Source organism: Campylobacter sp. 2014D-0216, assembly GCF_014931215.1.
Taxonomy (GTDB): domain Bacteria; phylum Campylobacterota; class Campylobacteria; order Campylobacterales; family Campylobacteraceae; genus Campylobacter_D.
Genome location: NZ_CP063089.1, coordinates 377,201 through 391,973 on the forward strand (window position 1 = coordinate 377,201; position 14,773 = coordinate 391,973).

Here is a 14,773-nt window from a genome sequence, read left to right on the forward strand (position 1 = left end):
GATAAAAAAATAAAACCACCGTTGTAAGAGTGGAATGAGATTTTGAGTGTTTAGTTTTTGTTTTAATTAAAAATATTAAGATATAATACGCTTTTGGAAGGTTAGCATATCTGGTGATGGCCACTGACTTCAAATCAGATGAAAGGGTAGTTGACTACTTTTTGGGGAGTTCGATTCTCTCACCTTCTCGCCAAATTTTAAGTCAAAATGGAGTTGTTATGAGTAAAGCAGATATTGTCGTTGGAATCCAATGGGGTGATGAAGGTAAAGGTAAGATAGTTGATAAACTATGTGAAAATTATGACTATGTTTGCAGAAGTGCAGGTGGACATAATGCAGGTCACACTATATGGGTTGATGGTATAAGATATGCTTTACATTTAATGCCATCAGGTGTTTTAAATAAACAGTGTATTAATGTCATAGGGAATGGCGTTGTAGTTAATCCTGATGTGTTAATTAGCGAAATGGCCCAATTTGAAAATTTAGAAGGAAGATTATTTATAAGCGATAGGGCGCATTTGAATTTAAATCACCATGCTTTGATTGATCAAGCAAGAGAAAGACTTAAAGGCGATAAAGCTATAGGAACAACTGGCAAAGGTATAGGGCCAAGCTATGAAGATAAAATAAGTCGTAATGGACATAGAGTAGGGGAGTTGTTAGAGCCTGAAAAACTTTGCGAAAACTTAATGAAAGATTTTGAGCTTAAAAAAACATATTTTGATGCATTGGGTATTGCAATGCCTAGTTATGATGAAATTTTAAAAGATTTAAAACGTTTTAAAGAAATACTAGCTCCTTATATCACAGATACAACGAGAATGCTTTGGAAGGCTTTGGATGAGGATAAAAAAGTACTTTTAGAAGGTGCACAAGGATCAATGCTTGATATTGATCATGGGACTTATCCTTATGTTACAAGTTCTACGACTATTTCAGCTGGGGCCTTAAGTGGTTTGGGTTTAAATCCAAAAGAAATAGGTAAGGTTATAGGTATAGTAAAAGCTTATACAACAAGAGTAGGAAATGGTGCTTTTCCAAGTGAAGATTTAGGCGAAGATGGTGAAAAAATAGGACTTATTGGTAAAGAAATCGGCGTAAGCACAGGTAGAAAAAGAAGATGTGGTTGGTTTGATGCGGTTGCGGTAAAATACACTGCAAGATTAAATGGTTTAGATTCGTTATCGTTGATGAAGCTAGATGTACTAGATGGTTTTGATAGTGTAAAAATTTGTAGAGCATACGAGTATAAGGGGCAAGAGATAGATTATGTTCCATGTGATTTAGAAAATGTTAAGCCTATTTATGAGGTAATGGAAGGCTGGGATAAAGTTGCAGGAATTAGAGACTATGATTTATTGCCTGAAAATGCTAAAAAATACATCAAACGCTTAGAGGAGCTAAGTGGAGTAAAAGTGGGTTATATTTCTACAAGTCCTGAAAGAGATGATACTATCATTTTATGAAAAGCAAATACTCTTCTGTGATTAAGCTTAGAAAGCAACAGCTTGACAAAGCAGAAGCAAATTTAACTAAAACAAGACAAAAGCTTTTGCGATGCGAAGAAGAACTTAAAGAAGCTTCAAGAACTTGTGAAAGCTTAACTTTAGCCGATAAAGGTTCGGTGGCACTTTTGCGATCTTCTTTGAAAATGCAAGAAATCGCAAGAGAAGGTAAGCAAAGAATAAAACAAAAATTAGATTTAACCAAAAAAGAATTTGCGCATCATCAGCATTTATACAAAAGAGCACATTTGGAATTTGAAAAAATCAAAGTATTAGAAAATGAAGAGTTAAAAAAGATCCAAAAAGCTTTACAAAAAGAAGAAGAAAAATTTATCGATGAACTTGCTATAACAAGACATTTTAATAAGGACAAATTATGAAAAAGATAATATATTTATTTGTTTTTATAGGGGTTTTGCATGCTCAACAAAGTTGTGAGCAGTATTTTGAAGCTAGAAAAGAGCAAATGCAAGAACAAATCAGAGAATACGATGAAGCTAGACAAGGTTTAGAAGCTTATAAGGCTTCTTTTGAAGCTTTACAAAAAGAAAAAATGCAAGCTTTAGTGCAAAAAGAAGCAGATATTAATGCAAGTTTAGAACAAATAAAAACTTTAAAAGAACAAAATGAGCGTATTTTAGAAGCAACAAAGAAAAATCTTCAAGTAATTAATGATAAAACTATGGGTCGTATTACAGAAATTTACGCAAAAATGAAAGATGTAGCAGTTGCTGGGATATTAAGCGAGATGGAGCCAGATGAGGCATCAAGAATTTTACTTTCACTAGATCCTAGAAAAATTTCATCTATTATGGCTAAGATGGATCCTAAAAAAGCTTCAGATTTAACCTTGCTTTTGAAAAATTTAGATCAAAATGCAAGTTCACAATAAGTTTTAAGCAGTTTTTACCTTTTTTTTAGTATTATTTCAATAAAAATAAAAAGGTGGATAAATGCGTATCAAACCAGCTCACATACCTTATATAGCAAATAAAATTATACTTGATTTAATGCATTCTTCTTTTGTAAAAATCAAAGATGATAGCCAAAAACTTTTAAAAGTTGCAAAAGAGATTATAGAAATAGATGTTTTGAATGAGCGTAAGCTAGATGAAAAAGCAAAAGAGCTTCTAGAAAGCCAAGAAGATGAGATTGAGTTTATGCAAATTGACAGAAAAAGTATGTTTTGGATGATCAAGAAAAAATTAGCTAATGAGTTTAAATTTATACTTGATAGCGAAGATCGATACAACAACCTTTCTCATAAAATTTTAGAAAATTTGGTTGATGAGGATTTAATCAACTACAATGTATCAGAAAATCGTGTAAAAAATTTAATTTTTTCAAGTATTATGTCTTATTTAAGAGAGTATGAAAAATTAGAAGATTTAGTATATGAAAAAATTTCAAATTACAAAAGAAAATTAATCCCAGGTTCTGAGGAGTATGAGTTGGTGTTTGAAAAACTTTATCAAGAAGAGCTTAGAAAAAAAGGACTTTTATGAAAGCATATATTTATATAGAAAATGATGTTTTTTTAAGTGCTAAAGCTTTTGGAGAAAGTGGAACTTTTTTTGGAGAACTTGTTTTTAACACTTCTTTAACGGGTTATCAAGAAATACTGTCAGATCCTTCTTATGCAGGACAATTTGTGGTTTTTTCAATGCCAGAGATCGGTGTGGTAGGTGTTAATGATGAAGATAATGAAAGCAAAGAAGTTTTTGCTAGTGGAATGATTATAAGAGAATTAAACGAAGATTATTCAAATTTTAGAGCAAATGATTCTTTGAGTGCTTATCTAAAAAAACATGGAAAAATAGGACTTTGTGAAGTTGATACAAGATTTTTAGTCAAAATGATTAGAGATCATGGAAATTTAAGAGCAGTTGTATCTACAGAAATCAAAGACAAAGAAGAGCTTAAAAAAATGCTTTTATCAAGTGCTAAGATTGATGAGGTTAATTATGTAGCTCAAGTTAGTACTAAAGCTAAATATCAACATACCAAAGGCGCATGGGATCATAACAAAAAAAGTTATGAAGAGGTAAAGTCATGTGGTAAAAAAATAGCTGTACTAGACTATGGAGTAAAGGAAAACATCTTAAATGAGCTTGTTAGTGTTGGTTTAGAAGTAGAAGTCTTTCCATACAATACCAAAGCAAAAGATTTGATTGATTTATATCAAAAAGGTGGTATTCATGGAGTATTTTTGTCAAATGGTCCAGGTGAGCCAAAAATTTTACAAGAGGAAATTGCAGAGATTAGAAAATTAGCCGAAGCGAAAATTCCTATGCTTGGTATTTGTTTGGGGCATCAGCTTCTAAGCAATGCCTTTGGCTATGAAACATATAAAATGAAATTTGGTCAGCATGGGGCAAATCACCCAGTGATTAATCTAACCAATAACACTGTAGAAATTACAGCTCAAAACCACAACTATAATGTTCCTGAGGAAATTGCAGAGGTTGCTATTATTACTCATAGAAATTTGTTTGGTGATAATGTAGAAGGTGTAAAATACAAAAATTATCCTATCATTTCAGTACAACATCACCCTGAAAGCTCTTCGGGTCCACATGAGAGCAAATATATCTTTAAAGAATTTTTAGAGCTTTTGTGAATTTAGATTTTTTTGCTTTGGCGAGTATAGCTTTTCTTTCAAGCTTTGGACATTGTTATGGAATGTGCGGAGGTTTTGTTTTGGCTTATACTCAACTTTCAAAGCAAATTAAACTTCCTTTTTTTCTTTTGATCTTTTCTTATCATATTTCAAGAATTTTAGCTTATGTATGTTTGGGTGTGCTTTTTGCATTGTTTGGAAGTTTAATCGCACCAAGTGAATTTTTAAAAGGGATCATGTATTTTATAATCGGTAATTTTATGATCTTACTTGCTTTGGCTTTGATTTTTAAAGGAAAGCTTTTAGCATTTTTAGAAAAGTCACTTATTTTTGATAGTTTGATTAAAAAAAATATTTCTAAACTTATTCAAAAAAAATCATTCGCAAGCACTCTGTTGCTTGGTTTTTTAAATGGTTTTGTGCCTTGTGGCTTGGTGTATTTTTATATCGCTTTTGGTATGAGTACACAAGATTTGTATTTATCAGCATTGGTCATGTTGATTTTTGGATTATCTACTTTACCAGCACTTATGTTTTTTTCTTATTTTTCTAAAATTGTAAATGAAAGGTTTCAAAAGCTTGCTAGTTTAGCTTCATACGGGTTGATTTTGTGCTATGGCTTGTATTTTTCTTATTTGGGATTTATCTTTACAAGATAATTTATTTACAATTAGTTTATAATAAATTTTTTTAAGCTAAAAAAGATATTAAATGTCGTATAATATAATGATTGCATATTGCAGAAAAAAACTTAAGGAGAGGAAATGCACCCAGGAAATGCATTAAACTATGACTATACGGTTGCAAAATGCTTTATGTTTGCTACCTTATTGTTTGGTGTTATTGGTATGGCTATTGGAACGCTTATTGCCTTTCAAATGGCTTATCCGGATTTAAACTATTTAGCCGGTGAGTACGGTACTTTTTCAAGACTTAGACCTCTACACACTTCAGGTGTGATTTTTGGTTTTATGCTCTCTGGAATTTGGGCAACTTGGTATTATATTGGTCAGCGTGTGCTAAAAGTTAGTATGGCAGAGTCAAGCTTTTTGATGTTTATTGGAAAGTTACACTTTTGGCTTTATATGATCACTATGATTATAGCTATTTTTACTTTGTTTGCGGGTATTAGCACTTCAAAAGAGTATGCTGAACTTGAATGGCCACTTGATATAATGGTAGTTTTGGTTTGGGTTTTATGGGGTGTAAGCATTTTTGGTCTTATTGGAATTCGCCGTGAAAAAACTTTATATGTTTCACTTTGGTATTATATAGCTACATTTTTAGGTATAGCAATGCTTTATTTATTCAATAATATGGCAGTGCCTACTTATTTTGTAAGCGGTATGGGTGATTGGTGGCATAGTGTTTCTATGTATGCAGGAACAAACGATGCTTTAGTACAATGGTGGTATGGACATAATGCAGTTGCATTTGTATTTACTGTTGGTATTATCGCTCAAATTTATTACTTTTTACCAAAAGAAAGCGGTCAGCCTATCTTCTCTTATAAATTATCTTTATTTGCGTTTTGGGGACTAATGTTTGTATATTTATGGGCAGGTGGACACCACTTGATTTACTCAACTGTGCCTGATTGGATGCAAACTATGGGTTCTGTTTTTTCAATTGTTCTTATTTTGCCTTCTTGGGGTTCAGCAATTAATATCTTGCTTACTATGAAAGGTGAATGGAGTCAATTAAGAGAAAGTCCGTTGATTAAATTTATGATTTTAGCATCAACTTTTTATATGTTCTCTACTTTAGAAGGTCCAATTCTTTCTATTAAATCAGTTAACGCTTTAGCGCACTTTACAGATTGGATTCCAGGACACGTTCACGATGGTACTTTAGGTTGGGTTGGATTTATGACCATGGCTGCACTTTATCACATGGTACCTAGAGTATTTAAAAGAGAGCTTTATAGTAAATCATTAATGGAAGCTCAATTTTGGATCCAAACTACAGGTATAGTACTATACTTTAGTTCTATGTGGATAGCAGGTATCACTCAAGGTATGATGTGGAGAGCTACAGATGAATATGGTAACTTACTTTACACATTCATTGATACTGTAGAAGCGATTATTCCTTATTATTGGATTAGAGCTGTAGGTGGATTGTTATACTTGGTAGGATTTTTCATGTTTGTTTATAATATTTACAAATCAATTTCAGTGGGTAGAGTGCTTGATAAAGAGCCAAAAAGTGCTTCGCCTATGGCAGCATAAGGAGGAAAAATATGTTTAGTTGGTTAGAAAAAAATCCATTCTTTTTTGCTGTAGCCGTATTTATCGTGATTGCGTATGCGGGTATTGTAGAAGTTTTACCTGATTTTGCGCAAAATGCAAGACCAATCGAGGGTAAAAAACCTTACACAGTTTTACAGCTTGCAGGACGCCATGCTTATATTAAAGAAAGTTGTAATGCATGTCACTCGCAATTAATTCGCCCTTTTAAATCAGAAACAGACCGTTATGGTATGTATTCAGTAAGTGGTGAGTATGCTTATGATAGACCATTCTTATGGGGTTCTAAAAGAACAGGACCTGATTTATTACGTGTAGGAAATTTTAGAACTACAGATTGGCATGAAAACCACATGTGGGATCCAGTTTCTGTAGTACCTGGTTCTATTATGCCAGCTTATAAACATATGTTTAGCAATAATGCAAACATTGAAACAGCTTATGCAGAAGCATTGACTGTGAAAAAAGTTTTCAATGTGCCTTATGATACCGAAAATGGCACAAAACTTGGAACATGGGAAGAAGCTCAAGCAGAAGTTAAAGCAGAAGCTCAAGCGATAGTAGATCAAATGAAAAATCAAGATGTTAAAGATGCGTTTGCTAGAGGTGAAATTAGAGAAATCGTAGCTTTAATCGCATATCTTAATAGCTTAAAATAGGAACAACTATGGATTTAGAACTAATAAGAGAGCTACAAGCTTATGGTTTTTTTGCTCTTGTAGTATTTTTGGTGGTAGTTTTGTATTCTTATTGGTTTCATTTGTATAAATCTGAAAAAACAGGTAGAAGAAACTATGAAAAATATGCTGATTTGGCATTGCATGATGAAATCAGTGATAGTGTTTTAGAGCAAAATAAAAGGAGTGCTTAATGCAATGGTTGAATTTACAAGATAATGTTAACTTATTATCTTTTATCGGAGCAATTCTTATCATTTTAATTACATTAGTTGTGGTAGGAAGATTGTATAAAAGTATGAAAGAAGACAAGAGCGAAGGTGAATTAAGCGAGCACACTTGGGATGGCATAGGAGAGTATAAAAATCCTGTGCCACTTGGTTGGGCTGTTGTGTTTTTCTTAGCGATAGTATGGTGTATTTGGTATTTTCTTTGGGGATATCCTTTAAACAGCTATTCACAAATAGGTGAATACAATAAAGCAGTTCAAGCCCATAATGAAAAATTTGCACAAAAATTCGCAAATTTAAGTGCACAAGATAAAAAAGAAATGGGTAAAAACATTTTCTTAGTTCAATGTTCTTCTTGTCATGGTATCACAGGTGATGGTATTAACGGTAAAGCACAAAACCTTAATGTGTGGGGTTCTGAAGAAGGACTTATAGAGATTATCACAAAAGGTTCAAAGGGCTTGAATTATCCTATGGGAGAAATGTTGGGTGCGGCTGATAATGGCATAGATGAAGCTGATGTTCCAGCAATTGCTGCGTATGTTGCTTCTGAAATTTCAGCGATTAAAAAGACAGATAACCCTCAACTTGTAGCAAAAGGAAAAGAGCTTTTTGCAACTTGTACAGTATGTCATGGGGAAAATGGTACAGGGACTATTGATGGACAGTTAGTGGCTCCAGATTTAACAAAATACGGTAGTGCTGCTTTTGTTGTAGATGTTTTAAACCGTGGTAAAGCAGGAAGTATAGGTATGATGCCTCATTTTAACAATGGTTTATTAAATGAACTTCAAAAAGAGGCAGTAGGTGAATATGTAATTTCTCTTTCAAGGGGTGAATGATGGAAAATTCAAATAGATGTGTATTTGCACTTTCGGGTGTAAGTGGAATGTTGATCGCGACAGTTTTATTGCTATCAATTTTAACAGGACTTACTATTTGGGGACTTAAAACACAGCAAGAAGTAATGCAAAAACCTTACAAAATAGAAAATCCAGAGCAAATTAAAATGTTTGACTCTAAAAGAGAAGAACATATCATCATAAAGGAATGATTATGACAAAAGTTCTTGAGTATTTAATTATAGCTGGACTAGTGGTTGCAGCTGGGATTACTGCTTGGTCAGTTTTAACTGTAAATCATCTTTATATAGGATGAAAAAGATTTTTAAAGGCGGTTTTATAACCGCCATTATGATTTGTTTTGCTAACTTCTTGCATGCTGAAATTTTACTAAATGATAATATCCTAAATCCCGCAATAGAACAAAATATTACTATAAACTCTAAACAAATTCTTGATCTAACAGGTGTAAATATTGCTTTAGCATTAAGCGATAGTAAAGATTTTGAAAGTTTAAAAAATTATGAAGCTAATTTAAGTAAACCGTATATTTTACTTGTTTTTTCTAAGGCCTCACACAAAGTTGATATACTTGCAAGTGATGATGCTTTAGCTTTTTTTGATAAAGAAGGTGTTTTAAGTCCTTATCCTGAAAAAGGTACGATTTTGCCTATACTTGCTAATCCTAAGCAAAAAGATATTTACAATGCGGCTATTTTAAATGGTTATGCAGATATTGCGGATCAAGTGGCAAGTCATTTTAATATAAAACCTTTTTATGGAAATTCTAATCGCGATACTTTAAATATTATGCGTATTTTGATTTATGGATTTTTATGTGTTGCGATTTTGATGTTGGTGCAAAGAAAAATTAAAAGGAGAAGATAAATGCAGAGTAAAAAAACATTTTGGCCTTATGGTATTTTGATTTCTTTAGGGCTTATTGTAATTGCTTGTATTGTGACTGTCATTATAGCAAGTAAAGCTCCTGTGTATGAAGATAATTTTTATTTTGATTCTTACCAAAATGTAGAATTAAACTATAATGAAATTCAAAATAGGCAAAAAGCTTTTGATGAAAATTTTAAATTAAGTGTTAAAGATAGAGAAAGTTTTACGCGTAAAAAAAGTCAAATTTACTATATCAACGAAGGAGAAAATGAGTTTAGAATCACAGTGGATAATCTAAAAAACTATGATCTTAATCAACTTCAAATTCAAGCATTGCTTTCGCGTCCACATACTAGTGTTGATGATAAAAATTTAGAAGTGAAAATAGAAGCTAATGATTTAGTTTTTAGTTTTGATGCTAAAGAAAAAGGTGCTTGGCAGGTGCTTTTAAAAATTACTCAAAATGAAAATAGTGTAGGATTTTTTAAATTTTTTCTCCAAACTAAATGATGAAGCTTTTTATTTTTAGTTCTTTGAGAGCATTGAGAAAATACTATGAGGAAAAGCTACAAGATGATATCTTAGTGGATCCGGCTATGAGTGTGGCTGAATTCATGCAAAAAGTGGTTTTTTCTCCTTCTTTTCAAGCCTCGCATTATGAATGTTTGCTTTTAATGAAAAAAGCTTGCGAGCAAACTAAAAATTTAGAGCAGAGTTTAAAAATACCAAGTAATTTCTTTGCTTTTTTAAAAAACAATGCATATTTGTTTAGCTTTTTTAAAGAATTAAGTTTAGAAAAAAAAGATATTGCTGCATTGAAATTTCATGATGCTTATGCACAGTATGATGAACATTTGCAAATTTTAGAAGAGCTTTTTAAGAATTATCTTACCTTGTTAAAAGAGCAAAATTTATACGATGATATTTCTTTGCCACTTGATTATGAAATCAATGTTGATTTTTTAAAAAATTATGATGAGATTGTTTTTGATTTTCAAGGCTTTTTGAATGCTTTTGAAGTAGAGATTTTGCTAAAAATTAAAGCAATATTACCTATTAAGATACGATTTAATTGCACTCGATTTAATAAAGATTTTTTAAGTACGCTTAGTTTTTTGCAAGGTATTGATTTAAAGATAGATCATGTTTATTGTTTTGATTTAAATCATGAAGCAATTTTAGAAGAAAAGTGTTTTTTGAAAGAAAGTCAAATTAACTATAAAAGTTTTAATTTAAGATCATTACAAGCAGCTTTTGTTTTTGAAAAAATCAATACATTTTTAAAAGCGGGTATTTGTGCAAAAGATATCGTGGTGATCACTCCTGATGAGAAATTTGTAGATATTTTGAGGTTATATGATAAAAATAATGTTTTAAACTATGCAAGTGGTGAAAGTATTAAGAATACAGCTTTTTATCATCGATTAAAATCCTTGTATGAGGGTGCTAAGGATGAGGAATTTGAATATGAAGAAAATGAGAATTTTTATGAGAAGTGGAATTTAAATAAGCATTGGTGTAATTTTCATTTTTTCCCTTCTAGTATTGATTTTGCAGAGTTTAAAAAACTTTTTGATGAGAATGTTTCTTTTGATTTTTTTGAAAATCTAATCTATTGCTTGCTAGAAGATGGCAACGATGAATTGAAAAATTATATTCAGCAAGAGTTGATTTTCATCAAAGAGCTTATCAGAACTCATGCGTTAAGTTTGGCTCAGATTTTAGAATTATTTTTTATGCAAATTGATAGTATAAAATTAAGTAGTGTTGGGGGTGGTGAAGTCACTGTAATGGGGCTTTTAGAAAGTAGGGGACTTAGATATGATGGAGTAATTATAGTTGATTTTAATGATGAGTTTATCCCAAAAAGAGTTTCAAGTGAGTTGTTTTTAAACAATGAAATTCGCAAAAAAGCAGAGCTTATTACTCATGCACAAAGAGAAAATTTACAAAGGCACTATTACTACACTTTAATAGCTAAAGCAAAATTGGTGGGAATTACTTATGTGGAAAATGAAGAAAAAATCAAATCAAGATTTTTAAGTGAACTCGAATTTCCACTTTATGAAGATAAGACTTATAGTAATAATGCTTATGTGAAATACTTTCAAACTCACCCTTGTATGTTTAATCTTGATCCTATTGTAAGCATTAGAGCAGAGCATGATTATTTTCAAAATGACCTTTCTTTTTCAAGATTTCATCTTCTTGTACATTATGGTTTGGATTATTATTATAAATATGTTTTAGGATTAAAAGAACCAAAGATCTTAGATGATACACTTAGGGCAAATGAATTAGGAAGTTTTATCCATAAGGCACTAGAGCTTTACTATACACAAAAGTCAAAAAATCATTTTGATTATGAAGTTTTTATGCAAGTGATAAAAGACATGCAACAATATCGCATTGATGCGCTTAACTTAGCTCTAATACAAACTATATTTAAAGAATTTCAAATTCTTGAAAATGAACATTTTAAGCAAGGATATGTGGTGGAAAAATGTGAATTTATGCCACCAAAAAAAGAATTTACTGCAGAAAATGGAGTGAAAATTCGTGCTATAGGTTTTTTAGATAGAGTAGATAATAATGGCAATGAAAGATTGATTATAGATTATAAAAGTGGTAAAGCAGATGAAAAGTCTTATCAACTTGCTTTTTATAAGTTTTTATTAGAAAGTCAAAATGCTCCATCAAACACAAAAGCTTGTTTTTACGATCTTAAAAATATCAAAATCATACATGAAAATTCCAAAAGCAAGAGTGTGCAAGAATTAAAAGACTTGCTTAATGAGTTAGCTAAGGAGCCTTTGGAGAAAGAATTTTTTAATCAAAAAAACGACAATACCTATAGCCCTTATGCTATGCTTTATAAAAAGGAGTTTAAGCTTTGAGTTATCATTTTGAACCTTTTTTGGCTTTAGAAGCTAGCGCAGGAAGTGGAAAAACCTTTGCATTAAGCGTGCGTTTTGTAGCTTTGGTTTTAATGGGAGCTAAGATCAATGAAATTTTAGCCCTTACTTTTACTAATAAAGCCACAAGTGAAATGAAAGAAAGGGTTTTTAAAACCTTTTTGGAATTTGATGTGCTTGAAAATGGAGAAAATAAAGCAGAGTGCAATGAGCTTATGAAAATGCTAGGTAAAAGCAAAGATGAGCTTATAGCTTTAAGAGAAAAATACAAAGAGGAATTTTTAAGATCTAAGCTTAATATCTACACTTTTGACAGCTTTTTTTCGCAAATCATTCGTTCTTTTGCTTTAAATTTAGGTCTTATGAGTGATTTTGACATTATAGAAAGTCAAGATAGTTATAAAAATTTCATTGCTAGGTTAAATGAAGAAGAGCTAAGAGCTTTGGCTTATTATATTGTTCAGACAAAAAGCAAGAGTGACTTTTTACAAAATCTTGAAAGCTTATATGAAAGATCTTGTGAGATTAATTCTACAAAAAATGTACATTTTCCAAATAAAACTTCTTTAGAAAAAAGTTTAAATGAATTTATAGCTTATGCAAAAAATTTAAGTACAGATAAAAATTATCAAAAAAATTTTGAATTTGAAAATATAGAAGATTTTTTTGCTAAACCTATCATCTGTGATTTAGAAAAAAAATATTTTGTAAAAATCATCGATAGTGAATTTTTACAAAAAAGAGCAGAATTCTTACAATGTGCAAAAGAGTATTTTACTCAAATGGAAAATTATCGCATTAGTATGCTTGCAAAACTTTTGGAGCATTTTAAAGAAGCAAGAAATGAAAGCAGTGTTAAGCAAAATGCATTAACTTTCTCGGATATAGCTTTAAAAACTTATGAGTTAATTAGTGATGAAGCTAATAAGGATTTAATTTATTTTAGGCTTGATGGTTATATTTCGCATTTATTGATCGATGAATTTCAAGATACGAATGTTTTGCAGTATCAAATTTTAAAGCCTATTATCGCTGAACTTGTTTCAGGCGAGGGTGTGAAAAAAAACAGAAGCTTTTTTTATGTGGGCGATAAAAAGCAAAGCATATATGGTTTTAGAGGGGGTAAAAAAGAGCTTTTCGATAAGCTTTTAAAAGACTTTCCACAAATTAAATTAGAGCACTTAGATACTAATTATCGCAGTAAAAAGATCATTGTTGATTATGTAAATGAAGTTTTTAAAGATAAATTTTTTGATAGTTTTTTAAACCCTAGCTTTACTTTACAAAAAAGCATTAAAGAAGGCGGGTATGTAGAGGTTTTACAAAATCATATCCCGCCAAAAAGTTCTTTACATGAAGCAAGTGGAAAAGAAGTTTTAAAGATCATCCAAAAGCTTTTAGAAAAAGGTATAAGGCTTAGTGAAATTTGCATTTTGGTGTGGATTAACAAAGATGCTACTTTAATGAAAGAATTTCTTGAAGAAAATAACATTAAAGCTTATACACAAAGCAATGTAGCTTTGATGGATTGTATTAGTGTAAGAGTACTTTTTGAGTATGCAAAGGCTTGCGTACTTAAAGATGAGTTTAGCTTGTACTTTGCAAGTAGTATTTTAGAAAAAGAACTCGAGTTTATTACGCTTGATTTAAACCGAAGTGTAGGTGAGATTTTAAAATACCTAGTGCATGTTTTAAAACTTGACTTAAGTGATGTGAATCTCATTGCGTATTTAGAGTATGCAAGTACTTTTGATAATTTCTTTGATTTTTTATTTGCTCCATGTGGATTAAAATCTTTGCAGGCTCAAGATGATGGAGTAAGCATTATGACTGTGCATAAATCTAAAGGGCTTGAATTTGAAAATTTAATCGTACTTGATAGACTTAGTAAAAAAGCTCCGGATAATGAAACTTTGATGTTTGAGTATGATTTAGAGCAAGGTTGGGAAGTAAAATACCGACACAGTGCTAGAAAATATCTTGAAGATGAAAACTATAATACCTTTTTAGCTAAAAGAGAAAAACTTCAAGCAGAAGATGAGATAAATTGTCTATATGTAGCGCTTACTAGAGCTAAAAACTCTCTTTTTATCATAAAAAATGATGAGAGCTTTAAAACCTTTAAGAGTTATTTTCAAGACTATGAAGAAAAGCAAATAGGTGCTATAGAAGAACAGCTTATTCAAACAAATGAGACTTTAGAAAATTTAGAGCAACTAGAAAGCTTTGAAGAATTTCAAAAGGTAAATTTACAAGAAGTCAAAGTAAAAAGTCATCTTTCAAGCACGCAAATACATTTTGGTTTAGCTTTGCATGAGTTTTTGCAATATTTTGACTTTAACACTAAAAGTAATTTTGAATTTTGCAAGCAAATGGTGTATAGAAAATACCGTTTTTACTTAGATGATGAAGCTTTTAATGAGCTTTTTAAAAGACTTACCATGCTTTTAAAAGATGAGAGCTTTAACGCGCTTTTAGTGGGTAAAAAGCTACTAAAAGAGCAAATCATCACTTATAAAGGTGAACAAAAACAGCTTGATATGCTTGCACTTGATGATAATGAAGCTATCATTATAGACTATAAAACAGGCTTAAATTTAAACGAGCATAAAAAGCAAGTTTTGCTTTACAAAGAAGCTATAGAAAAAATCTTGGCCAAGATTTCTACTAAGGCTTTTTTAGTGTATGTTTTAAAAGATAAAGTGGAGATAGTGGAAATTTAGCACATTATGCGAATATGAGCTTTATTGTTTATGGTATATTGGCTTATAAATTTTTGTTTTTAACTTCATCATTGCAATTTCAATGCGATATTATAATATTGTATTGTGTTTTATAGCA

The 14,773-nt window shown here is 31.0% G+C and carries 16 protein-coding genes and 1 tRNA gene; all 17 read left to right on the forward strand.

The annotated features are described in order from the left end of the window. Window positions 1–95: 95 nt before the first annotated feature. The 17 genes from A0083_RS01965 (at window position 96) to A0083_RS02045 (ending at window position 14,655) form a co-directional block, all read left to right on the forward strand. Window positions 96–193 (forward strand) — tRNA-Sec (locus A0083_RS01965). Between the two features lie 25 nt (window positions 194–218). Next, window positions 219–1,469, forward strand: coding sequence for an adenylosuccinate synthase (locus A0083_RS01970; protein ID WP_197553829.1), 1,251 nt, complete (start codon window positions 219–221; stop codon window positions 1,467–1,469). Further along, window positions 1,466–1,888, forward strand: coding sequence for a flagellar FliJ family protein (locus A0083_RS01975; RefSeq protein WP_197553832.1), 423 nt, complete (start codon window positions 1,466–1,468; stop codon window positions 1,886–1,888). Before A0083_RS01970 ends, A0083_RS01975 begins: the two co-directional genes overlap by 4 nt. Next, on the forward strand, window positions 1,885–2,400 hold the full coding sequence (locus A0083_RS01980) for a MotE family protein (RefSeq protein ID WP_120759668.1): 516 nt from the start codon (window positions 1,885–1,887) through the stop codon (window positions 2,398–2,400). The genes A0083_RS01975 and A0083_RS01980 overlap by 4 nt, the downstream gene beginning before the upstream one ends. A gap of 61 nt (window positions 2,401–2,461) precedes the next feature. Next, window positions 2,462–3,013 carry a DUF507 family protein gene (locus A0083_RS01985; RefSeq protein WP_120759667.1) on the forward strand — a complete coding sequence of 184 codons (552 nt, stop codon included), beginning with the start codon at window positions 2,462–2,464 and terminating at the stop codon, window positions 3,011–3,013. Beyond that, window positions 3,010–4,128 (forward strand): glutamine-hydrolyzing carbamoyl-phosphate synthase small subunit, encoded by a 1,119-nt coding sequence (carA, locus tag A0083_RS01990; protein ID WP_120759665.1) that lies wholly within the window; start codon window positions 3,010–3,012, stop codon window positions 4,126–4,128. Before A0083_RS01985 ends, carA begins: the two co-directional genes overlap by 4 nt. Continuing rightward, on the forward strand, window positions 4,125–4,787 hold the full coding sequence (locus A0083_RS01995) for a sulfite exporter TauE/SafE family protein (RefSeq protein ID WP_197553835.1): 663 nt from the start codon (window positions 4,125–4,127) through the stop codon (window positions 4,785–4,787). Before carA ends, A0083_RS01995 begins: the two co-directional genes overlap by 4 nt. 105 nt (window positions 4,788–4,892) lie before the next feature. Then, on the forward strand, window positions 4,893–6,359 hold the full coding sequence (gene ccoN / locus A0083_RS02000; protein ID WP_197553838.1) for a cytochrome-c oxidase, cbb3-type subunit I: 1,467 nt from the start codon (window positions 4,893–4,895) through the stop codon (window positions 6,357–6,359). A gap of 11 nt (window positions 6,360–6,370) precedes the next feature. Then, complete coding sequence (ccoO, locus tag A0083_RS02005; protein ID WP_120759659.1) at window positions 6,371–7,036, forward strand: cytochrome-c oxidase, cbb3-type subunit II; 666 nt, start codon at window positions 6,371–6,373, stop codon at window positions 7,034–7,036. A gap of 8 nt (window positions 7,037–7,044) precedes the next feature. Further along, window positions 7,045–7,248 carry a cytochrome c oxidase, cbb3-type, CcoQ subunit gene (locus A0083_RS02010; protein WP_120759657.1) on the forward strand — a complete coding sequence of 68 codons (204 nt, stop codon included), beginning with the start codon at window positions 7,045–7,047 and terminating at the stop codon, window positions 7,246–7,248. After that, window positions 7,248–8,126: a cbb3-type cytochrome c oxidase N-terminal domain-containing protein gene (locus A0083_RS02015; protein ID WP_120759655.1), complete on the forward strand. Its 879-nt coding sequence runs from the start codon at window positions 7,248–7,250 to the stop codon at window positions 8,124–8,126. The genes A0083_RS02010 and A0083_RS02015 overlap by 1 nt, the downstream gene beginning before the upstream one ends. Further along, the gene (locus A0083_RS02020) at window positions 8,126–8,338 is read left to right on the forward strand and encodes a DUF4006 family protein (RefSeq protein WP_120759653.1); all 213 of its coding nucleotides are present in this window, start codon (window positions 8,126–8,128) and stop codon (window positions 8,336–8,338) included. Before A0083_RS02015 ends, A0083_RS02020 begins: the two co-directional genes overlap by 1 nt. Before the next feature lie 2 nt (window positions 8,339–8,340). Beyond that, complete coding sequence (locus A0083_RS02025) at window positions 8,341–8,442, forward strand: hypothetical protein (protein WP_120759651.1); 102 nt, start codon at window positions 8,341–8,343, stop codon at window positions 8,440–8,442. 35 nt (window positions 8,443–8,477) lie between these two features. Then, window positions 8,478–9,014 (forward strand): hypothetical protein, encoded by a 537-nt coding sequence (locus tag A0083_RS02030; RefSeq protein WP_232087568.1) that lies wholly within the window; start codon window positions 8,478–8,480, stop codon window positions 9,012–9,014. After that, a complete protein-coding gene (locus tag A0083_RS02035) occupies window positions 9,015–9,527 on the forward strand; it encodes a FixH family protein (protein ID WP_120759647.1) in 513 nt (170 codons plus the stop codon). Then, window positions 9,527–11,914 carry a PD-(D/E)XK nuclease family protein gene (locus tag A0083_RS02040; protein WP_197553841.1) on the forward strand — a complete coding sequence of 796 codons (2,388 nt, stop codon included), beginning with the start codon at window positions 9,527–9,529 and terminating at the stop codon, window positions 11,912–11,914. The genes A0083_RS02035 and A0083_RS02040 overlap by 1 nt, the downstream gene beginning before the upstream one ends. Further along, window positions 11,911–14,655 (forward strand): RecB-like helicase, encoded by a 2,745-nt coding sequence (locus tag A0083_RS02045; RefSeq protein ID WP_197553844.1) that lies wholly within the window; start codon window positions 11,911–11,913, stop codon window positions 14,653–14,655. The genes A0083_RS02040 and A0083_RS02045 overlap by 4 nt, the downstream gene beginning before the upstream one ends. The last annotated feature ends 118 nt before the right edge of the window (window positions 14,656–14,773 follow it).